This window comes from Citrobacter sp. RHBSTW-00017, assembly GCF_013797615.1.
GTDB classification, from domain to species: Bacteria; Pseudomonadota; Gammaproteobacteria; order Enterobacterales; family Enterobacteriaceae; genus Citrobacter; species Citrobacter braakii.
In genome coordinates this window covers 4043241-4063056 of the sequence record NZ_CP056899.1, presented here as the reverse complement: position 1 = coordinate 4063056, position 19816 = coordinate 4043241, and the positions used below count along the sequence as shown (strand labels likewise).

The following is a 19816-nucleotide window of genomic DNA, read 5'->3' as shown; positions in this document are numbered from 1 at the left end:
ATTTTTATTTCTATTCCTTATACCCGCTACGCTTTTTTTCTGCCGCGCTGCTGCGATAATTACAGCAAGGCGCAATGCGGTATTGGCGCATTGCCGGGAGCAGAGGAAGACATTATGGATTACGAATTTCTGCGCGATATTACCGGAGTGGTAAAAGTGCGTATGTCCATGGGCCACGAGGTGGTGGGGCACTGGTTTAACGAAGAAGTGAAAGAGAACCTGGCCTTACTTGATGAAGTGGAACAGGCGGCGCATGCGGTGAAGGGCAGTGAGCGCTCCTGGCAGCGAGCAGGGCATGAATACACGCTCTGGCTGGATGGTGAAGAGGTGATGGTGCGCGCCAATCAGCTGGAATTCTCCGGAGATGAAATGGAAGAGGGGATGAGCTACTACGACGAAGAGAGCTTTTCACTTTGCGGCGTAGAGGACTTTCTTCAGGTCGTGGCGGCTTATCGTGAATTTTTAAAGCAAAAATGATCTTCTTAGGGTTGTGTAATTAACTGGGAGGTTTTAAATTTAGACATCTTGTGAATTAACAAGATGTCTAAATTTTATGGATGAAAGTAAATCAGAAACAGGGATTATCAATCATGAGTTATCTAAAGATAAGTGGGTTTAAAAATAGTAAATGGGCTGTTACTGCGGTTCTTGTTTTTGTTAATTTTGTTTTCTTTGTTTTTTCGGCTTATTTGGATTCGCGGGCGTTTAATTTATATCAAGCATCCTCATTCATCATTGCATGGGGAGGGAATGCGTCTCCGTTAACCCTATCAGGTGAATACTGGAGACTTTTAAGTAGCATGTTTATGCATTTAAGTATTTTTCATTTTTTCTCTAATATGATTGCACTACTTGGGATTGGTTTTTTGTTTGAAAACATGTTTTCACGTAGAGTTTTTATTGCTGTCTATATGTTATCTGGTATCGCTGGAGGGATATTAAGTGCTGTAGTTCATCGATATGAGTTGATAGTTAGTTGTGGAGCATCAGGAGCCATTCTTGGTATTACCGGCTATTTGCTAGCTTTTGGATTGTGTAACAAGATCGAGCTTCCATTTTCTAAAATTTTCACCAATGTTATTATTGTAATATGTTTAGGATTATTTCTGCCTGTAGATAACATGGCACATTTGGGTGGTTTTGTTACTGGGTTCGTCTTAGGTGCCCTAAGTGTAGATGGGAAGACCCATTTTTTTAAAAAACCAGGCAAGGTTTCAATAATTCTGATCATGACAGTGTGTATAATTGAAGGTGCTGTGCTTGCTAAATATTCAATTCCTGAGAATATTAAGTTCGTTCGACTTTCTAGATTAGAGTTTATTGTGAAAGACATGCGAGAGGGTGCCCCAGACCAACCGATAGATTTTAGATTTTTTAACCAATGTGTTGATGCTAGTGTTGAAAGCGGAAGTATTGTTCGATCTGAACTAATCGACTGTGAAAAAATGAGGGGGTTGTTTTATAAATATGGCTTAAGAATTAAAGAGCGTATTGAAGAGGATTTGAATAATTGTATAAATATTACTGAGGATCTGCGTTCTGAAAAGATAAGTGAAACTGAAAAACATAGTATAGAAATAATTAGTAATTATTGCGTGGCCCGACAAAAACTTGTTAATATTTCTTTTAAAAATTATCCAAATTCATCTGTAGATATCAAAAAATATTTTGAAGCTGAACATCAATTTAACGAATCAGTGATCGTGAATGATAACTCTAGTAAAATATTTGAGAATATCCCTGAATTAATATTTAATGCTGTTTCTTTAGAGCGGTGCAGAACTACAATTTGTCGTCGGTGGTAATAAACAATTTTTGTCACAAGACCTGTGTTGAAAATCGGTGTCTGAATGTGAAGTTAGATAAAATTACTTGTATATTATGGGGGGAGTAGATTTCGCGTATCTCTCTCCAGAGCAGACCGGTGATGACATTAGGTTCCTCTTCTCTAAACTCTTTCGGTTCAGTATGGGACGTGCAGTGCTGAAGGTAGATTTCTTTCAGTAAAATCTTAGTATGAAAGATATTTTCCTTGTTCACGTCGTAGGTGAAGTCGCGAACGTGGTACTTCACTCGGTATAGCGTCGTCCCCCCTCCTGATAATCAGCATATTCCTGGCATGGCTATGGGCCAATACAGGAACGTGGGCCATCATTTCATGATTCATAAACTCATCGCGCTCGGTGATTTGCACCACGTCATCCAGCAGCCAAAATCTTCGTTTTCAAAAATGATGTGATCTTGGTGATCCAAAGTAAACAATGACAGGGAATGCCCAGTCATTGTTTCAATAGACGTTTCAGTGGATAGAGGCTATTTAACGTAAGCCAACAGGCTCAGGGAGTCACGTGCCAGCGCTTTGCATTTCTTGGCCGTTGGGATGCCTATACCGCTGAGGTCGCGGTAGCTGTCTTCACCCAACGCTTTCATATTGAAGGTGTCGTAATTACTCAAGTCCCACTGGTTTTGCTGGGCAAAAAAGACCAGTGCGCGACGAATCTGCCCATTTGGCAAATTCTGGTATCCACAGTCATTTTTCAGAAAAACAAAAACTGCCGTTAAATCGGCCATATCTTCGGCTTCGGACTCACTAAGCGCGTAGCTGTTTGCGCATACGGCCATCAGGCTGCCGAACAAAACGGTTCTGAAAAACGTCTTCATTGCTTCTACCACTGCATCACGGAATTTAAACGTTAGCACACTGCGAGCGAAGCGACGACCTTTATTATTAGCCGTTTACTTGACCTTCCCGTAAGGGGAAGGCTTATGCTTAAAAGATAGCCTGCTTAAGCTGCTGAATATAAGGAAGTGATTATGCAACGTCGTGACTTTTTAAAGTACTCCGTGGCGCTGGGCGTCGCGTCAGCGTTACCTCTGTGGAGCCGGAGCGTATTTGCTGCAGACCGTCCCGCATTACCCATTCCAGACCTGTTAACCGCAGATGCCTCTAACCGTATGCAGCTGATCGTGCAAGCCGGACAGTCGAGTTTTGCCGGTAAAACAGCCACGACCTGGGGATATAACGGCAGTTTGCTCGGGCCGGCGGTCAAGCTGAGTAAAGGGCAATCGGTGACGGTGGATATCCATAACCAGCTTGCCGAAGAGACGACGTTGCACTGGCACGGGCTGGAAATCCCCGGTGAAGTCGACGGTGGCCCGCAAGGTATTATTCCGGCGGGTGGGAAACGTTCTGTGACCTTCACACCGGATCAGCGCGCGGCAACCTGCTGGTTCCACCCGCATCAGCATGGGAAGACTGGTCATCAGGTGGCGATGGGCCTGGCCGGGCTGGTGCTGATTGAAGATGAAGAGATTCGCAAGCTGCTGCTGCCTAAGCAGTGGGGCATTGATGATGTGCCGGTGATTATTCAGGATAAACAGTTCTCTGCTGATGGTCAGGTTAACTATCAACTGGACATCATGACCGCTGCCGTCGGTTGGTTTGGCGATACGCTGCTGACCAATGGGGCGATTTATCCTCAGCATGCTGCACCGCGCGGTTGGTTGCGCCTGCGTCTGCTAAATGGTTGTAACGCACGCTCACTGAATATCGCGGCCAGCGACAATCGTCCTTTGTACGTTATTGCCAGCGACGGCGGACTGTTGGCAGAGCCAGTAAAAGTAACCGAACTTCCCATGCTGATGGGCGAACGATTTGAAGTGCTGGTGGACGTGAGCGATGGTAAAGCGTTTGATCTGGTCACTCTGCCTGTGGGTCAGATGGGCATGGCGATTGCGCCATTTGATAAGCCGCATCCGGTGATGCACGTTCAGCCACTGCTGATTACCGCTTCCGGCACGCTGCCGGATACGCTGACATCCATGCCGGCGCTGCCATCGCTTGAGGGGCTGACGGTGCGCAAACTGCAATTATCGATGGACCCAATGCTCGACATGATGGGCATGCAAATGTTGATGAAGAAGTACGGCGCTCAGGCTATGGCGGGTATGGATCATGGCAAGATGATGGGCCATATGAATAATGACAATATGGGCCACGGGAACATGAAGCATGGCAATATGAACCACGGTGAGATGGGGAATATGCAGCATGGTGACATGGGCAACATGAAGCATGGAACATTCGATTTCCATAATGCCAACCGGATTAATGGTCAGGCGTTTGATATGAATAAACCGATGTTTGCCGCGGCGAAAGGTCAACACGAACGCTGGGTGATTTCCGGTCAGGGCGACATGATGCTGCATCCGTTCCACATTCACGGCACGCAGTTTCGTATTCTGTCTGAAAATGGCAAAGCGCCTGCTGCGCACCGCGCGGGATGGAAAGATACGGTGCGGGTTGAGGGCGGCGTGAGCGAGGTGCTGGTGAAATTTGACCACGACGCGCCAAAGGAACATGCCTATATGGCGCACTGCCATTTGTTAGAGCATGAGGATACCGGGATGATGCTCGGTTTTACCGTATAAACAGCGGCGGATAGCGGTGGCGCTATCCGCTAAATGTTTATTTCAAAAACGGATTATTACCCTTATCGTCGAGTAAAAGCATTCATATACTGATGAGGTTAATCACTCATCACGAGGTATTCATGACCCTTTTGCGTAAAGTACTGACGGCATCTTTTATTATGCTTCTGGCGGTTTCGGCACAGGCTGCGATGAAGATGGAACGCCAACAGATTTCAAAACTGAATTTAAGTCTCGAAATTCCGCAGACGCTCACGCCGATGCCGGACGAAATGGCAAAAATCAAATACCCTTCTGAAAACCGTCCACAGGTGATTTACGGTGACGAACGCGGTAAAGCGTCTCTAGGTATTACCGCCGGGCGCAACGCGTTGCCTGCCGCTCAGTTGGATATGGCAAAGGATGCGACACTGAAGATGCTGACCAACTTCAAGCCGCAGGCGGAACCTGTCACGGTTGATGGGCATAAAGCGTGGCTGATTACTTTCCGTTCTCAAGCGCCGGATACTGAAATTCTCAATATGCTGCTGATTACCTCGCAAAACGAGAAAGCGGTGCAGGTCTCCTTCAATATGACCAAAGATCTGGTGGCTCAGTATCAGGAAGCCGCAAAAGCGTCGTTACTGTCACTGAAGTTTGAATAAAAAAACGCCCGCTGATTAGCGGGCGTTTTCCATTTTACTTCGCGTCGTCCGGCAACGCATATGCCACAATATAATCGCCCATCTTGGTGCCAAATGAGCCGTGGCCCCCGGCGGATATCACCACATATTGCTTACCGTTAACTTCATACGTCATCGGCGTTGCCTGGCCGCCTGCCGGAAGCCGACCCTGCCACAGTTTTTCACCGTTGCTCATGTTGTATGCGCGCAGATAGTTATCGGCAGTCGCGGCTATAAACAGCACGTTACCCGCGGTGGAGATAGGTCCACCCAGCATCGGCATCCCCATATTGAACGGCACCGGAATCGGCATTGGGAATGGCATGCTGTCCTGTGGCGTGCCAATGCGTTTTTTCCACACCACTTGATTGGTTTTCAGATCTACGGCGGAAATGTAGCCCCATGCTGGCTGTTTACACGGCAGACCAAATGGTGAAAGGAATGGATTAAGCGTTACGCCGAATGGTACGCCGTACTGCGGCTGAATCCCGGACTCTGTGCCAGTACCTTTGGCATCTTTCGGCGGCTCCATCGGGTTGCCGGGACCGCGTGGGATCAGCTTAGAAACGAACGGCAGCGCCATCGGGTTGGCAATGGCTACCTGACGGTTGGGATCAACGGAAATGCCGCCCCATTCGAACATGCCGAGGTTACCCGGGAACACCAGAGTGCCTTGCTCTGAAGGCGGGGTAAAAATGCCTTCATAGCGCAGCTGGTGGAACATTACGCGGCACACCAACTGGTCAAATATGGTTGCGCCCCACATATCCGCACCACTGAGATCTTTTTGCGGACGGAAACTGAGATCGGAGAACGGCTGGGTTTTGCTGACATAATCACCTTTGGCTGCACCTTGCGGCACCGGTTTTTCCGGGGCAGGCACCACCAGTTCACCATTACGGCGGTCGAGCACAAAGATATTACCGGTTTTTGCCGGGGCATAAATGACCGGAATTTTCTCTCCATTGACGTTGATATCCGCCAGGGTTGGCTGCGCCGGTAAGTCCATATCCCACAGATCGTGGTGAACGGTCTGATAGCTCCAGGCCAATTTCCCGGTCGTGGCATTTAACGCCAGAATGGCGCTGGCGTAACGTTCCTGTTCCGGTGTGCGGTTACCGCCCCAGATATCCGGCGTGGTAACGCCCATGGGCAGATACACCAGATCCAGCTTCGCGTCGTAGGCCGCAGGCGCCCAGGAGTTGGGTGAGTTAAAGGTGAAGGTATGTTCATCTGACGGGATGAAATTAGGATCCTTGGCACCGGGATCAAATGCCCACAGAAGCTTGCCGTTATTGACGTCAAAACCACGTATCACCCCGGATGTTTCGCGGGTTGAGTAGTTATCGGTTACCGACCCGGCAATAACGATAGTTTTATCGGTGATTATCGGGGGAGACGTCGGTTCGTACAGGCCCGGTGAGGTATCCGGCATATTGGTCTGCAGATTCAAAATACCTTTATTGGCGAAGGTTTCGCACAGCTTGCCGGTCTCGGCATTCAAGGCAAACAGTCGACCATCATTGACCGGCAAAAGGATGCGGCGCGGACAGTCGGCCATCACCTCTGCAGAAGCTGTATCCGGTCTGGCTTCATGATAAGAAACGCCGCGACAGGTTACGTGCTGGAAGCTGGTATTGGTATTGAGTTGGGGATCGAAATGCCACTTCTCTTTACCGCTGGCCGCATCCAGGGCGAACAGCCGCTGGTGGGCGGTACACAGATAAAGAGTATCCCCCACTTTTATTGGCGTGACTTCATTGGTGATTTCACCGGGATCGTTGGGTTGTTTTAAATCCCCGGTACGAAATACCCAGGCTTCTTTCAACTGATGAACGTTGTCAGCGTTAATTTGTTTTAACGGTGAGTAGCGTTGACCTTCCTGATTGCGACCGTAAGCCGGCCAATCCTCGTCGGCAACCGCTGAGATTGCATCGGCCTGAGAGGTATCTGCACTCAGCGTGCCGTGAACCTCTTGTGGGTCGTTGAAGCCAGCCCAGGTCAGGATACCGCCGCTAATCAGCAGGGCCACCACCAGCGCCGCTACTGCGCCACTGGAAGGGATAATCAGGCGATGCCAGACGAAAGGCAGGATAAGCCAGATACCAAAGAAGACCAGGATGTCGCTACGCGGCGTCAGCGCCCAGAAATCAAAGCCGACTTCCCAGACGCCCCAAATCATGGTGGCGAGAAGCAGGGCGGCATACAGCCAAAGGGCGGATCGGTTACTGCGCCACAGCAGGAGAGCCACACCGAGCATGGCAAGGCCCGCGATCGGGTAATACCAGGAGCCACCGATGGCGACCAGCCAGCCTCCACCAATCAGGAGATATAGTCCACAAAGTGCCGCAAACAGGGCGCTCAGGGTCACGATAAGCCGTTGAGAACGTACGTTGTTATTTGCCATAAAAAATACCATCACAGGTGTTATTTCTTTAATAGCAGTTAATTATAGGAGCTAAAACGCGTGATAAACGTCACATTATGAACTTTATCAACAGATGCCGCGTATGAATGCTTTTGCTGGTATACTGCGTGCCTTGCGCTTAGATGCTGGCTTATTAAAAGTTAGCATTGAGTGATTTGTTTTTAAATCATATGGTTAGAGATATGAAACATACTGTTGAAGTCATGATCCCGGAAGCGGAGATCAAAGCGCGTATTGCTGAACTGGGACGTCAGATTAACGAACGTTACAAGGACAGCGGCAGCGATATGGTGCTGGTTGGTCTGTTACGCGGCTCATTTATGTTTATGGCCGACCTGTGCCGTGAAGTGCATGTCTCCCACGAAGTCGATTTCATGACTGCTTCCAGCTATGGCAGCGGAATGTCCACCACGCGCGATGTTAAAATCCTGAAAGACCTGGATGAAGACATTCGTGGCAAGGACGTGCTGATTGTCGAAGACATCATCGACTCCGGTAACACGTTGTCCAAAGTGCGTGAGATTCTGAGCCTGCGCGAGCCGAAATCCCTGGCTATTTGTACGCTGCTGGACAAACCTACCCGTCGTGAAGTGGATGTTCCGGTTGAGTTTATCGGATTCTCTATCCCAGATGAGTTTGTTGTCGGCTATGGCATTGACTATGCCCAGCGTTATCGCCATTTGCCGTACGTTGGCAAAGTGGTGCTGCTGGACGAGTAATGTCGGGAGCGCTTGATGGCGCTTTGCTTATTCGGCCTGCACGATACTTCCCCGCAGGCCGAAAAGCGACTTAAGCGTCGCTGCCGCTTGTTGGTATCTGCTTGTGATTGGTATGTTTCTGGCTGAGGTTAGACAGCCCCTGGCGATAGCGCTGCTCCAGCGTCTCGCGACTGGTGGCGGTGACGTCCAGATCGCGCAGCAGGCCATCATGAATACCGTAAGCCCAGCCGTGAATGGTAACTTTCTGACCGCGCTTCCAGGCTGAACGCATGATGGTTGAGTGGCCCAAGTTGTAGACCTGCTCCATTACATTCAGTTCGCACAGGGTGTCAATGCGACGTTCCTGCGGCATTTCACCCAGCAGTGAACTGTGTTTAAACCAGATATCGCGAATATGCAGTAACCAGTTATCAATCAGCCCCTGTTCTTTATTTTCAATAGCCGCCTGTACGCCACCACATCCATAGTGGCCGCAAATAATAATATGTTCCACTTCCAGCACATCCACCGCATACTGAACCACTGAGAGACAGTTCAGGTCGGTGTGAATAACCAGATTGGCAACATTACGGTGAACAAATAATTCACCCGGCTCAAGACCGGTTAAACGTTCTGCGGGAACGCGACTGTCGGAACATCCAATCCATAAAAAGCGCGGATTTTGTGCGTGAGTCAGCGTTTCAAAAAATCCGGGATCCTCTTCTACCAGCATCTTTGACCATAGCGCGTTGTTGCTGATGAGTGTATCTATGTCTTTCATGGAGGCTGTAACCAATTGAATTGCGTTGCGCTAATATAGGGTAACTCCTGATTTATTAAAACCAAATATCAAGCATTAGAATGTAAGGTAAGTAAAAAACCATGACCATTGCTCTGGAACTTCAACAACTTAAAAAAACCTATCCCGGTGGCGTTCAGGCGTTACGCGGAATAGATTTGCAAGTCGAAGCGGGGGATTTTTATGCGCTTTTGGGACCGAATGGCGCAGGCAAGTCCACCACCATCGGGATAATCAGCTCGCTGGTGAATAAAACCTCTGGGCGGGTGAGCGTCTTCGGATACGATCTTGAAAAAGATACCGTTAATGCGAAACGCCAGCTTGGTCTGGTACCGCAGGAGTTTAACTTTAACCCGTTTGAAACCGTGCAGCAGATCGTAGTCAACCAGGCGGGTTATTACGGCGTTGAGTATAAAGAGGCGGTCAAACGCAGCGAATTATATTTAAAGCAGCTCGATTTATGGGAAAAACGTAACGAGCGCGCGCGCATGCTCTCCGGCGGGATGAAACGCCGTCTGATGATTGCCCGCGCACTAATGCACGAGCCTAAATTACTCATCCTTGATGAACCGACGGCGGGGGTCGACATTGAGCTGCGTCGTTCAATGTGGGGTTTTTTAAAGGATTTAAACGACAAAGGCACCACGATTATTCTGACCACTCACTATCTCGAAGAAGCGGAAATGCTGTGTCGCAACATCGGCATTATTCAGCACGGCGAGCTGGTGGAAAACACCTCGATGAAGAGCCTGCTCTCTAAGCTGAAATCCGAGACCTTTATTCTCGATCTGGCGCCGAAAAGCCCGCTGCCAAAACTGGAAGGCTATCATTACCGGCTGGTGGATACCTCCACGCTGGAAGTTGAAGTACTGCGTGAACAGGGGGTCAACAGCGTGTTCTCACAGCTGAGCGCCCAGGGCATTCAGGTATTGAGTATGCGAAACAAAGCGAACCGACTGGAAGAACTGTTTGTTTCTCTGGTGCATGAAAAACAAGGAGATCGCGCATGATGCAGCTTTATTGGGTTGCGCTGAAAAGCATCTGGGCGAAAGAGATCCACCGCTTTATGCGTATCTGGGTCCAGACTCTGGTTCCTCCCGTCATTACTATGACGCTCTATTTTATTATCTTTGGTAACCTGATCGGCTCGCGAATCGGCGAAATGCATGGTTTTAGCTACATGCAGTTTATCGTGCCAGGGCTGATTATGATGGCGGTAATTACCAACTCGTACGCTAACGTGGCATCGTCATTCTTCAGCGCCAAGTTTCAACGCAACATTGAAGAGTTACTGGTCGCTCCGGTACCGACGCACGTGATCATCGCCGGCTTTGTTGGCGGCGGCGTGGCGCGTGGCCTGTGCGTAGGGATCCTGGTAACAGCGATTTCGTTGTTCTTTGTGCCGTTCCAGGTGCATTCCTGGGTCTTTGTGGCGCTTACGCTGGTGTTAACGGCGGTGCTGTTTTCGTTGGCCGGTCTGTTGAACGCGGTTTTCGCTAAAACCTTTGACGATATCAGCCTGATCCCAACCTTCGTGCTGACTCCGCTGACCTATCTGGGCGGCGTTTTCTATTCGTTAACGTTGCTGCCGCCGTTCTGGCAGGGACTGTCGCATCTGAACCCGATTGTCTACATGATTAGCGGTTTCCGTTACGGCTTCCTGGGGATCCACGATGTTCCGCTGGTTACCACCTTTGGCGTGCTGGTGGTGTTTATCGCAGCATTTTATTTGCTGTGCTGGTACCTGATTCAGCGCGGACGCGGCCTGCGCAGCTAAGTCTTTCTTCCTCTCCTTACCCGGGAGAGGAAGACTTTTGATGCTTATCACCATTACGGATTTATCACCCTGATAAACTACTTGCCTGCTAAGGAGGTAGGCAATGCTAGGTTGGGTAATTACCTGTCATGATGATAAGGCACAGGATATGCTGCATCGTCTGGAGAAAAAGTACGGCCCGTTGGTTCAATGCCAGGCGGTGAGTTTTTGGCGTGGGCTTAGCTCGAATATGCTAAGCCGCATGATGTGCCATGCCCTGCATGCTACAGACTCTGGCGAGGGTGTGATATTCCTGACGGATATGGCCGGGGCCGCGCCTTACCGCGTGGCTTCGTTAATGAGCCATAAACATCCCCAGTGTGAAGTGATTTCAGGTATCAGTTATCCATTGCTTGAGCGAATGCTTTCGTCGCGGGAATCGATGAGCAGTTCTGCGTTTCGTGATAGCATCGTTGCGCTTGGCGGGCCCGAAGTCTCTAGCCTCTGGCATCAACAACAGAAAAATCCCCCCTTCGTGTTGAAGCATGATTTGTATGAGTATTAATCATTGGTATTGATGGCGCTTTTGCTACAATAGCCGGGGTTTCTCGCCTCGGTTATCTCATATGGTTATGCGCGTTCTGCTTGTTTTATTGCTCCTGTTTTCTGGCAGCATAGCTGCGGCTTTGCCTGCTCGCTACATGCAAACCACCGAAGCAGCCGCCGTGTGGGCGCAGATTGGCAACAAGATGGTGACGGTAGGAAATATTCGCGCCGGGCAGATCCTCGCCGTTGAGCCAATTGCGGCAGACTATTACGAATTTACCTTTGGTTTTGGTACCGGGTTTATTGATAAGGGGCATCTGGAGCCTGTGCAGGGGCGGCAGAAAGTCGACGATGGTCTGGGCGATCTCAATAAACCCCTCAGCAACCAAAGCCTGATCACCTGGAAAGATACGCCGGTTTATAACGCTCCGGATGTTGGTAGCGCCCCGTTTGGCGTGCTGGCGGATAATCTGCGTTATCCGGTTATCAGCAAGCTTAAAGACCGTCTCAACCAAACCTGGTACCAGATCCGTATTGGCGGCAGACTGGCCTATATCAGTGCTCTGGATGCGCAGGAAGACAACGGTATCCCGGTGTTAACCTATCACCATATTCTGCGCGATGAAGAGAATACCCGTTTTCGCCACACCTCCACGACAACCTCCGTACGCGCCTTCAGCAACCAGATGGCCTGGCTACAGGACCGCGGCTACACCACGTTGACGATGTACCAACTGGAAGGCTATGTTCGCAACAATATGAATCTCCCGGCGCGGGCGGTGGTGCTGACTTTTGATGATGGTTTGAAGTCGGTGAGTCGTTATGCTTACCCGATTCTGAAGCAGCACGGCATGAAGGCAACGGCGTTTATTATCTCCTCACGTATCAAGCGCCACCCGCAGAAGTGGGATCCGAAATCACTGCAGTTTATGAGCATCGCGGAACTGAATGAGATCAGGGACGTGTTCGACTTCCAGTCGCATACCCATTTTTTACATCGGGTTGATGCGAATCACCGGCCAATCCTGCTGAGTCGCAGCTATCACAATATTCTGTTTGATTTTGCCCGTTCGCGTCGGGCGTTGTCTCAGTTTAACCCTCACGTTCTTTATCTTTCTTACCCGTTTGGCGGCTATAACGCCACCGCAGTAAAAGCGGCAGGCGACGCGGGATTCCACATGGCGGTCACCACGGTGAGAGGGAAGGTTAAACCGGGGGATAATCCGTTCTTATTGAAAAGACTTTATATTTTAAGAACGGATTCGCTGGAGACGATGTCGCGGCTGATAAGTAATCAGCCGCAGGGGTAAGGGCTGTCAGGCAACCTGTACCGGAATGGCTTTCGCGGTGCGCTTCATTTCGTTGTCGCCTTCAAAGTAGGCCACTTTCGGACGCCAGGTGCGGGCTTCTTCATCAGACATGGTGACGAAGCTGGCGATAATCACAATGTCGCCGACTTCAGCACAGTGTGCCGCTGCGCCGTTCACCGAGATGATTCTGGAGCCGCGTTCAGCCGCAATCGCATAGGTTGAGAAACGTTTACCGTTGCTCACGTTCCAGATATCAATAGCTTCGTTTTCCAGAATACCAGAGGCATCGAGGAAATCCTGGTCGATGGCGCAGGAGCCTTCGTAGTGCAGGTCCGCCTGCGTGACTTTTACGCGGTGGAGCTTGCCTTGCAGCATGGTGCGAATCATAACTTCTATACCCTGTCGTTTACCTTGGCTAAGCAGGCACTACTGGCCTGCTTTGAGAAATTCTCAGGCAGTATTGCCTGATTTTTAACCCCTGTCTACTGGGCTAATGTAACGCTTTGATTATCGATCAGACGTGCCTGACCCAGCCAGGCGGCGGCCAGAATCACCGCGCGTTTACTGGTTTCCGTCAGCTCCAGCAGCGTGTCGGCATCACGAATCTGAATATCGTCGGCACGGAAGCCTTTTTCATTCAGTTCCTGCTCGGCAATGGCAATAATCTCTTCCTGGTCACGATGGCCGGCAAGCAGCTTTTCAGCGATGCCGTTCATCACTTTGTGCAGACCCGGCGCAATTTTTCGCTGCTCTGCGGTCAGATAACCGTTACGTGAGCTAAGCGCCAGACCGTCTTTGGCGCGAATAATCGGCACGCCAACGATCTCAATGTCATAACCCAGATCCGCCACCATTTTGCGGATCAGTGCGAGCTGCTGGAAATCTTTCTCGCCAAAGCAGGCGATATCTGGCTGGATCAGGTTAAACAGCTTGCTGACGATAGTGGAAACGCCACGGAAGTGGCCTGGACGGCTGGCGCCTTCCAGCATGGTGGAGAGACCGGGAACTTCAACGAAAGTCTGGCCTTCCAGACCCTGCGGGTAGATTTCCTCAACGGCTGGCGCAAAAACATAATCGACTTTACGCTTGTTCAGCTTTTCACAATCTTCCTGCAGCGTGCGTGGATAGCGCACCAGATCGTCCGGTCGGTCAAACTGCATCGGATTGACGAAAATGCTGACGATCACCACATCAGCCCGCGCTTTTGCCTCATCGACCAGCTTCATATGGCCGTCGTGCAGGTTGCCCATGGTGGGAACCAGAGCGACGCGTTTGCCTTCCTGACGCAGACGACGAATATGCTGGCGCAGCAGCGGCAGGGTTTCAATGATTAACACGACAAGACTCCTTGAGTTGCCTGAGGAACCGTAGGCCGGATAAGGCGTTTACGCCGCCATCCGGCAACATGCAGCGAACCGCCTGATGGCGCTACGCTTTTCAGGCCGATATATGGCCTGAAAAATTAGTGGAAACTGTGTTCTTCGCCCGGATAAACGCCGGACTCCACTTCAGCCATATACTGCCGCACTGCGGCGCGCATGTCGCCTGCTTCATTGAGGAAATTCTTCGCAAATTTCGGGATGTGGCCACCGGTAATACCAAAGGCATCGTGCATGACGAGGATTTGTCCATCGGTGACGTTACCAGCGCCGATACCGATAACCGGAATCGACAGCGCTTCGGTGACGCGCTTCGCCACCTCAACCGGCACGCACTCCAGCACCAGCAACTGAGCGCCAGCGGCTTCTAAGGCCAGCGCGTCATCCAGCAATACCTGCCCGGCGTCGCCGCGGCCCTGAATTTTATAGCCGCCGAAAATATTCACCGACTGCGGTGTTAATCCCAGATGACCGCAAACCGGTACGGCGCGTTCGGTGAGCATTTTTACCGTATCTACCAGCCAGGCGCCGCCTTCAATTTTGACCATATTAGCGCCCGCCCGCATCACCACCGCGGCGTTTTCAAATGCTTGTTCCGGCGTGGCGTAAGCCATAAATGGCAGGTCGGAGAGCAGCAGACAGTTGGGAGCGCCACGACGTACGGCACGAGTGTGGTAAGCAATATCTTCAACGGTGACCGGTAGGGTGGAGTCATGCCCCTGGATCGTCATGCCCAGCGAGTCGCCAACCAGCATCACATTAATGCCTTCGTCGGCAAATAACTTAGCGAAGCTGTAGTCGTAGGCGGTAATGGTCGCGAAGCGTTTTTTCTCTTGCTTGCATTTCTGCAGCAGTGAAATGGTGGTGGGTTTCATAACATTTCCTGATGATGAAAGTCATATTTATCGGCATTCTAACAGTCACATTCAGGGGGGCAATTGTTTTAAGCAACCGTTTGGCACTAAAGTAGTAAACGCTGAAGGGGAGGGGATACTTTACCAGTGTGCAGGTTTTGCGGCACCAAGATGGGTGAGGAGCTGATGCAGGCTGATACCCTCCGGGAAGATAAGCTCAGGTGCGATTTCAGCGAGCGGCCACAGCATAAAACCACGGTTTTTCATGTCGTAGTGTGGCACGGTCAGACGTTCGGTGTTAATCACTTCATCGCCAAACAGCATAATATCGAGGTCCAGAGTGCGCGGCCCCCAGCGTTCGGCTTTACGTACGCGTCCCTGTTGCAGCTCAATGCGTTGGGTATGATTAAGCAATTCTTCGGGAGCGAGAGTGGTTTCCAGCGCCACGGCAGCGTTCAGGTAATCTGGCTGATCCTGCGGGCCTAATGGCGGTGTGCGGTAAAAGGAGGAAACAGCGACGATACGGCTGTCGGGAATGTCGCCAATCGCTTTTACGGCAGCATTAACCTGCTCCAGAGGAGAGGCTAGATTACTGCCGAGAGCGATATAGGCGATGGTCACGCGGAACCTTCACGGCGCGGGGCGCGTTTACGCGGGCGACGATGACGACGGCGTTCTGGTTCTTCGTCGAGTTCGTTGAGCATGCCTTTTTGTTCCGGCGGCGCTGAAACCTGGAATTCTCCCCACCACTGCGCCAGACGCTGCAGTTCAGCGTTGTTTTCCACTTCGGCACGCAGGGCCAGCAGATCGTAAGCGGCGCGGAACTTCGGATGCTCCATCAGCTTCCAGGCGCGTTTGCCCTGGCGACGAGACATGCGTAGCTGCAACTGCCAGATATCACGGGTCAGCGAGGTCAGACGTTTCGGGATCGCCAGCGAGCGGCAGGCTTCATCCAGTACGTCGTTCATCGCCAGTGCGAAGGCATCGTAATAAGCCAGACCGCTTTCCTGGGCAATTTTCTGCGCAGCTTCCAGTAACGGATACCAGAACATGGCGGCGAACAAGAACGCCGGGTTAACGCGCATATCATTGTGGATGCGGTTATCGGTATTCTTCAGCACCTGAGCGATGATGCGTTCCATTGGGCTGTCACCGTCTTCGGTGAAATAGCGCGTAATGGTGGGGAACAGCGGCTGGAACAGGCTGTACTCACGCAGTTTTTTATAGGTTTCATACCCATAGCCCGCCTGTAACAGTTTGAGTGCTTCTTCAAACAGGCGTGCGGGGGGAATATCGTTAAGCAGTGTTGCCAGACGCGGGATTGGCTCAGCGGTTTCCGGGCTGATACGCATGTCGAGCTTGGCGGCAAAGCGCACGGCCCGCAGCATACGTACAGGGTCTTCGCGGTAGCGCGTTTCCGGATTACCGATCAGGCGAACGATGCCCTCTTCGAGATCCTGCATGCCACCAACGTAATCACGCACGGTGAAATCGGCCACGCTGTAATACAGGCTGTTAATCGTGAAGTCGCGACGCTGGGCATCTTCTTCGATGGAGCCGAAGATGTTGTCGCGCAGCAGCATACCGTTTTGTCCGCGCTGTGAGGTTGTGCGATCGGACTCGCTGCCTTCATGATGACCACGGAAAGTTGCCACTTCGATAATTTCCGGGCCAAACATGACATGGGCCAGACGGAAACGGCGACCAACCAGACGACAGTTACGAAACAGTTTTCGCACCTGATCTGGCGTGGCGTTAGTCGTGACATCAAAATCTTTCGGCTTTTTGCCCAGCAAAAGATCGCGTACGCCTCCGCCAACCAGCCATGCCTCGTATCCGGCCTTATTGAGCCTGTACATTACCTTCAGGGCATTTTCACTGATATCTTTGCGGGAGATAGAGTGCTGCTCACGCGGGATTACCGTCATATGTGGACGGGCGACGGCGAGCTCGGCCTCGCGCTCCTCGCGGCTTAGCACCTTGCGGCAAAAATTAGCGACTCGGGTAAAAATAGTGCACCTCGGTAGTGTCAAACTTCAATCAGAACAAGTGTTGCTGTGTAAAAATAGCGGCTAATCATAGCTCAGCATGATGCATTTGAGAATGGCGGATTTACGATCGCCGATTCTGGCACCGCTGTCAGACTCCAGTTTTCAATGGCAAACGTGAGAATCTGATCCACGCGCATCTCCTGCCACGGGATATCGGAGTGCTGGCCGAGAAAGCGCAGCGCAGCAACAATCACCGGGCGTGGATCGCCTTGCGGCAGTGCAGGTGCATGATTTTGTTTTGAAAGTTTAGCGCCTTGTTCGTTGAGCGCCAGCGGCAGATGAATATAGTCCGGCGCTTGCCAGCCGAACTGTTGATACAACGAAATTTGCCGTACCGTCGGTTCGATAAGATCGGCACCGCGCACAATTTCCGTCACGCCCTGGAAGTGGTCGTCTACCACCACCGCGAGGTTATAGGCAAACAGCCCGTCGCGACGGTGAATAATAAAATCTTCCTTTGCAAGCCGCGGATCAGCCTGAATCACACCGCGCAGTTGGTCCGTAAACTGCATCACCGGATGGCGTTGCTTAATGCGGACCGCCGCCTGTTCAGGCCCGTGGCGTAGTTCACGGCAATGACCGTCGTAAATACCGCCGACGCTTTGAATACGCGCGCGCGTACAGGTGCAGTAATAACTCAGATCCTGCTGATGCAGCCAGGCCAGCGCCTCGCGGTAGGCGTCATGACGCTGGGATTGCCATAAAATATCGCCATCCCAGTGCAGCCCGTAATGTTCCAGCTGACGCAGAATCGTGTCTGCAGCACCGGGAACTTCACGAGGGGGGTCAATATCTTCAATGCGTACCCGCCAGATTCCGCGACGAGCACGGGCCTGCAGGTAACTCCCGAGGGCGGCAATCAGTGAACCAAAATGGAGTTCGCCAGAGGGGGAAGGGGCGAAGCGGCCAATATAATGTGAATCGCTCATTTTGCGGGCTAACAAATAATAAGGCGGGAGAAGCTCCCGCCTGTAGTAAACGTGGTAAAAATGACCGGAATTAACCTGCCATTTGTTTTTCGCGGATTTCTGCCAGCGTTTTACAGTCGATGCACAGATCGGCTGTCGGACGCGCTTCCAGACGGCGAATACCAATTTCTACGCCGCATGATTCGCAGTAGCCGAAATCTTCGTCTTCTACTTTCTTCAGCGTCTTCTCGATCTTTTTGATCAGTTTGCGCTCACGATCACGGTTACGCAGCTCAAGGCTGAATTCTTCTTCCTGTGCGGCGCGGTCCACCGGATCAGGGAAGTTAGCCGCTTCGTCTTGCATATGAGATACGGTGCGATCAACTTCATCCCTAAGTTGATTACGCCATGCCTCAAGAATACGCCTGAAGTGCGACAGCTGGGCTTCGTTCATATACTCTTCGCCCGGTTTCTCCTGGTACGGCTCCACCCCAGCGATGGCGAGAATACTCAGGGACGATGTTTTACGGTTTTGCCCTTCTTGCATGTTGCTTCTCCTTAACACGCACTATCGATCCCCATGTTCGGGGGAAAAATCAGGTCGCTATAAATAGCAGATGCTTTTCCGGATAGCAATTATCTAAACGTAACACTTGACAACCCTGTGAGGAAAAGCGTATTTGCCCACGCGCCCAGAATACTAATTAACCGAATATTTACACCATTACAAGGTAATGGGCAACGGCTCTTTAAGAGTCATACCATGGGCAGAAAGTTCCGCTTTATAAACCAGAATTTCTACCCCCTTAAGCTGTGCTTCAACTAATAATTGCGCATATTTTGCATCGATATGGCGCGCGGGTGAAAACCGTGTAATGGCTGAATGCAACACCGCGAAAAATATCACCGCGCGCTTGCCTTCGGCCGCTACGCTCATCAATTCCCGAAGATGTTTCTGACCTCGTTCAGTGATGGCATCGGGAAAATAACCCTGATCTTTTTCCGCCAACGTGACTGATTTCACTTCAATATAGCAGTCAGGTCGGGAATCCGCCTGTAACAAAAAGTCGATGCGGCTCCCTTCGGTGCCGTATTTTACTTCACTTTTCAAGGTGCTGTAGTCTGAAACTTCCGAAATTAACGAACGCTGAATAGCCTCTTTCGTTAATCTATTGGCCCACAGCGTGTTAACACAAATAAGTGCACCGGATTGGGTTTGCGTTAATTCCCAGGTATGTGGATATTTTCGTTTAGTATTTTCTGATGTCGAATACCAGACAGTATCTCCCGGCGTTGCGCAGCCGGTCATGGCTCCCGTATTGGGGCAGTGTAGCGTTAACGTTGTGCCATCCGGTGTGATCACATCCGCTAAAAAACGCTTATAGCGCTGAATGAGCGTTGCTGGTTGTAAAGGTGGAGAAAATTGCATGAACAGTTCCTTTGATTATTCAGTCAGCGTCCAGCGTTGCAACTGCGTGTAACGCGTGCGTCCTCGCATGAATGAGGAGGAATAAAGCCCAAACTCCGTTACCGGAAACGACCAGCCAAACCCTGGCGGAGGGATAGATACCGCGTGACCGGCGTCACGCAGCAACGTGATATGCGGGTGAAACGGCTGCGGGCTCTGGTGGCACCCACTGCGTGCGGCTTGTGCCCGCAACATGTTCGCCAACTGCAGCAGCCCGCGCGGCGGCTGACGCATTCCCAACCACACGACTCGCGAGCGCAGCCATTGCCCGGCATCGTCGAGTTTGAGCGTAAAACCAGGCTGGCGAATACGCCCCGCAAGCTGCGTTAACGCATGCTGCTTCTCAGCGCTGACGTCGCCCAAAAAGGCGAGCGTCAGATGCAGATTATCGGCGGCGACGGGACGACCCGCTTCAGGGGGGAACTGCGCGGCCCGCCAGTGGATTAACTGCTCCCGAACCTCGCCAGGCAATTCAATCGCAAAGAACAGCCTTTTTGGCTCAGACATGATGGATACTCGGTTATGA

At 51.2% G+C, this 19816-nt stretch carries 21 protein-coding genes and 2 pseudogenes; 9 read left to right on the top strand and 14 right to left on the bottom strand.

The genetic code is table 11. From position 1 onward, the window contains the following. Positions 1-114: 114 nt before the first annotated feature. Together yacL and HV037_RS19665 are read left to right on the top strand one after the other, a co-directional pair. Positions 115-477 carry a protein YacL gene (yacL, locus tag HV037_RS19670; RefSeq protein ID WP_016155706.1) on the top strand — a complete coding sequence of 121 codons (363 nt, stop codon included), beginning with the start codon at positions 115-117 and terminating at the stop codon, positions 475-477. 113 nt (positions 478-590) lie between these two features. Further along, positions 591-1805 carry a rhomboid family intramembrane serine protease gene (locus tag HV037_RS19665; protein WP_049281552.1) on the top strand — a complete coding sequence of 405 codons (1215 nt, stop codon included), beginning with the start codon at positions 591-593 and terminating at the stop codon, positions 1803-1805. Positions 1806-1818: 13 nt separating this feature from the next. On the opposite strand, the pseudogene HV037_RS24690 reads toward HV037_RS19665, so the two are convergent. From HV037_RS24690 to HV037_RS19660, 3 genes and pseudogenes are all read right to left on the bottom strand, one after another. Next, positions 1819-2034, bottom strand: a pseudogene (locus HV037_RS24690) (hypothetical protein); the annotation flags it as partial. Positions 2035-2053: 19 nt separating this feature from the next. Beyond that, positions 2054-2250 (bottom strand): annotated as a pseudogene (locus tag HV037_RS24685) (polyamine aminopropyltransferase); the annotation flags it as partial. A gap of 63 nt (positions 2251-2313) precedes the next feature. Further along, entirely contained in the window at positions 2314-2661 is a 348-nt protein-coding gene (locus tag HV037_RS19660) for a YacC family pilotin-like protein (RefSeq protein ID WP_003018667.1), read from the bottom strand. Positions 2662-2814: 153 nt separating this feature from the next. Between HV037_RS19660 and cueO the strand changes: the two genes are divergently transcribed. Both cueO and HV037_RS19650 read left to right on the top strand, forming a co-directional pair. Next, positions 2815-4431, top strand: a complete 1617-nt coding sequence (cueO, locus tag HV037_RS19655) for a multicopper oxidase CueO (RefSeq protein WP_103283480.1) — start codon at positions 2815-2817, stop codon at positions 4429-4431. Between the two features lie 122 nt (positions 4432-4553). Next, positions 4554-5075 (top strand): hypothetical protein, encoded by a 522-nt coding sequence (locus HV037_RS19650; RefSeq protein WP_016155709.1) that lies wholly within the window; start codon positions 4554-4556, stop codon positions 5073-5075. A gap of 34 nt (positions 5076-5109) precedes the next feature. On the opposite strand, the gene HV037_RS19645 is transcribed toward HV037_RS19650, so the two are convergent. Next, entirely contained in the window at positions 5110-7500 is a 2391-nt protein-coding gene (locus HV037_RS19645) for a glucose/quinate/shikimate family membrane-bound PQQ-dependent dehydrogenase (RefSeq protein WP_103284441.1), read from the bottom strand. A gap of 203 nt (positions 7501-7703) precedes the next feature. Between HV037_RS19645 and hpt the strand changes: the two genes are divergently transcribed. Further along, positions 7704-8240 carry a hypoxanthine phosphoribosyltransferase gene (hpt, locus tag HV037_RS19640; protein WP_016151732.1) on the top strand — a complete coding sequence of 179 codons (537 nt, stop codon included), beginning with the start codon at positions 7704-7706 and terminating at the stop codon, positions 8238-8240. A gap of 70 nt (positions 8241-8310) precedes the next feature. Here the strand turns inward: hpt and can are convergent, their stop codons facing one another. Further along, positions 8311-9000 carry a carbonate dehydratase gene (gene can, locus HV037_RS19635; protein ID WP_016151733.1) on the bottom strand — a complete coding sequence of 230 codons (690 nt, stop codon included), beginning with the start codon at positions 8998-9000 and terminating at the stop codon, positions 8311-8313. Positions 9001-9101: 101 nt separating this feature from the next. Between can and HV037_RS19630 the strand changes: the two genes are divergently transcribed. From HV037_RS19630 to HV037_RS19615, 4 genes are all read left to right on the top strand, one after another. Next, positions 9102-10028 carry an ABC transporter ATP-binding protein gene (locus HV037_RS19630; protein ID WP_016155710.1) on the top strand — a complete coding sequence of 309 codons (927 nt, stop codon included), beginning with the start codon at positions 9102-9104 and terminating at the stop codon, positions 10026-10028. Further along, the gene (locus HV037_RS19625) at positions 10025-10795 is read left to right on the top strand and encodes an ABC transporter permease (RefSeq protein WP_003829467.1); all 771 of its coding nucleotides are present in this window, start codon (positions 10025-10027) and stop codon (positions 10793-10795) included. Before HV037_RS19630 ends, HV037_RS19625 begins: the two co-directional genes overlap by 4 nt. Before the next feature lie 103 nt (positions 10796-10898). Further along, positions 10899-11339, top strand: a complete 441-nt coding sequence (locus tag HV037_RS19620) for a PTS sugar transporter subunit IIA (RefSeq protein WP_016151735.1) — start codon at positions 10899-10901, stop codon at positions 11337-11339. 61 nt (positions 11340-11400) lie between these two features. Next, positions 11401-12630 carry a polysaccharide deacetylase family protein gene (locus HV037_RS19615; protein WP_016151736.1) on the top strand — a complete coding sequence of 410 codons (1230 nt, stop codon included), beginning with the start codon at positions 11401-11403 and terminating at the stop codon, positions 12628-12630. 6 nt (positions 12631-12636) lie between these two features. Here HV037_RS19615 and panD read toward each other — a convergent pair whose 3' ends face one another. The 9 genes from panD to thpR all read right to left on the bottom strand — a co-directional run bounded on the left by panD (position 12637) and on the right by thpR (position 19797). Further along, the gene (gene panD / locus HV037_RS19610) at positions 12637-13017 is read right to left on the bottom strand and encodes an aspartate 1-decarboxylase (protein ID WP_016155711.1); all 381 of its coding nucleotides are present in this window, start codon (positions 13015-13017) and stop codon (positions 12637-12639) included. A gap of 95 nt (positions 13018-13112) precedes the next feature. Beyond that, positions 13113-13967, bottom strand: coding sequence for a pantoate--beta-alanine ligase (panC, locus tag HV037_RS19605; RefSeq protein WP_016151737.1), 855 nt, complete (start codon positions 13965-13967; stop codon positions 13113-13115). A 125-nt stretch (positions 13968-14092) separates the two neighbouring features. Continuing rightward, positions 14093-14884, bottom strand: coding sequence for a 3-methyl-2-oxobutanoate hydroxymethyltransferase (panB, locus tag HV037_RS19600; protein WP_016155712.1), 792 nt, complete (start codon positions 14882-14884; stop codon positions 14093-14095). Positions 14885-15004: 120 nt separating this feature from the next. Further along, entirely contained in the window at positions 15005-15484 is a 480-nt protein-coding gene (gene folK, locus HV037_RS19595; protein ID WP_016155713.1) for a 2-amino-4-hydroxy-6-hydroxymethyldihydropteridine diphosphokinase, read from the bottom strand. Next, the gene (gene pcnB, locus HV037_RS19590; protein WP_203457720.1) at positions 15481-16875 is read right to left on the bottom strand and encodes a polynucleotide adenylyltransferase PcnB; all 1395 of its coding nucleotides are present in this window, start codon (positions 16873-16875) and stop codon (positions 15481-15483) included. Before pcnB ends, folK begins: the two co-directional genes overlap by 4 nt. Before the next feature lie 71 nt (positions 16876-16946). Continuing rightward, positions 16947-17843 (bottom strand): tRNA glutamyl-Q(34) synthetase GluQRS, encoded by an 897-nt coding sequence (gene gluQRS / locus HV037_RS19585; protein ID WP_016155714.1) that lies wholly within the window; start codon positions 17841-17843, stop codon positions 16947-16949. A gap of 70 nt (positions 17844-17913) precedes the next feature. Further along, positions 17914-18369: an RNA polymerase-binding protein DksA gene (gene dksA / locus HV037_RS19580; RefSeq protein ID WP_003018625.1), complete on the bottom strand. Its 456-nt coding sequence runs from the start codon at positions 18367-18369 to the stop codon at positions 17914-17916. A gap of 177 nt (positions 18370-18546) precedes the next feature. Then, positions 18547-19251, bottom strand: a complete 705-nt coding sequence (gene sfsA, locus HV037_RS19575; RefSeq protein ID WP_016155715.1) for a DNA/RNA nuclease SfsA — start codon at positions 19249-19251, stop codon at positions 18547-18549. Positions 19252-19266: 15 nt separating this feature from the next. Then, positions 19267-19797, bottom strand: a complete 531-nt coding sequence (gene thpR / locus HV037_RS19570; protein WP_016155716.1) for an RNA 2',3'-cyclic phosphodiesterase — start codon at positions 19795-19797, stop codon at positions 19267-19269. Positions 19798-19816 lie beyond the last annotated feature (19 nt).

Excerpts from the sequence above, each read along its gene's own strand:
- yacL (WP_016155706.1), top strand. The coding sequence starts at position 115 with ATGGATTACGAATTTCTGCGCGATATTACCGGAGTGGTAAAAGTGCGT.
- dksA (WP_003018625.1), bottom strand. The coding sequence starts at position 18,369 with ATGCAAGAAGGGCAAAACCGTAAAACATCGTCCCTGAGTATTCTCGCC.
- panD (WP_016155711.1), bottom strand. The coding sequence starts at position 13,017 with ATGATTCGCACCATGCTGCAAGGCAAGCTCCACCGCGTAAAAGTCACG.
- HV037_RS19660 (WP_003018667.1), bottom strand. The coding sequence starts at position 2,661 with ATGAAGACGTTTTTCAGAACCGTTTTGTTCGGCAGCCTGATGGCCGTA.
- can (WP_016151733.1), bottom strand. The coding sequence starts at position 9,000 with ATGAAAGACATAGATACACTCATCAGCAACAACGCGCTATGGTCAAAG.
- HV037_RS19615 (WP_016151736.1), top strand. The coding sequence starts at position 11,401 with ATGGTTATGCGCGTTCTGCTTGTTTTATTGCTCCTGTTTTCTGGCAGC.
- HV037_RS19625 (WP_003829467.1), top strand. The coding sequence starts at position 10,025 with ATGATGCAGCTTTATTGGGTTGCGCTGAAAAGCATCTGGGCGAAAGAG.
- HV037_RS19620 (WP_016151735.1), top strand. The coding sequence starts at position 10,899 with ATGCTAGGTTGGGTAATTACCTGTCATGATGATAAGGCACAGGATATG.
- HV037_RS19650 (WP_016155709.1), top strand. The coding sequence starts at position 4,554 with ATGACCCTTTTGCGTAAAGTACTGACGGCATCTTTTATTATGCTTCTG.
- hpt (WP_016151732.1), top strand. The coding sequence starts at position 7,704 with ATGAAACATACTGTTGAAGTCATGATCCCGGAAGCGGAGATCAAAGCG.
- thpR (WP_016155716.1), bottom strand. The coding sequence starts at position 19,797 with ATGTCTGAGCCAAAAAGGCTGTTCTTTGCGATTGAATTGCCTGGCGAG.
- gluQRS (WP_016155714.1), bottom strand. The coding sequence starts at position 17,843 with ATGAGCGATTCACATTATATTGGCCGCTTCGCCCCTTCCCCCTCTGGC.
- HV037_RS19665 (WP_049281552.1), top strand. The coding sequence starts at position 591 with ATGAGTTATCTAAAGATAAGTGGGTTTAAAAATAGTAAATGGGCTGTT.
- HV037_RS19645 (WP_103284441.1), bottom strand. The coding sequence starts at position 7,500 with ATGGCAAATAACAACGTACGTTCTCAACGGCTTATCGTGACCCTGAGC.
- cueO (WP_103283480.1), top strand. The coding sequence starts at position 2,815 with ATGCAACGTCGTGACTTTTTAAAGTACTCCGTGGCGCTGGGCGTCGCG.
- HV037_RS19630 (WP_016155710.1), top strand. The coding sequence starts at position 9,102 with ATGACCATTGCTCTGGAACTTCAACAACTTAAAAAAACCTATCCCGGT.
- panB (WP_016155712.1), bottom strand. The coding sequence starts at position 14,884 with ATGAAACCCACCACCATTTCACTGCTGCAGAAATGCAAGCAAGAGAAA.
- sfsA (WP_016155715.1), bottom strand. The coding sequence starts at position 19,251 with ATGCAATTTTCTCCACCTTTACAACCAGCAACGCTCATTCAGCGCTAT.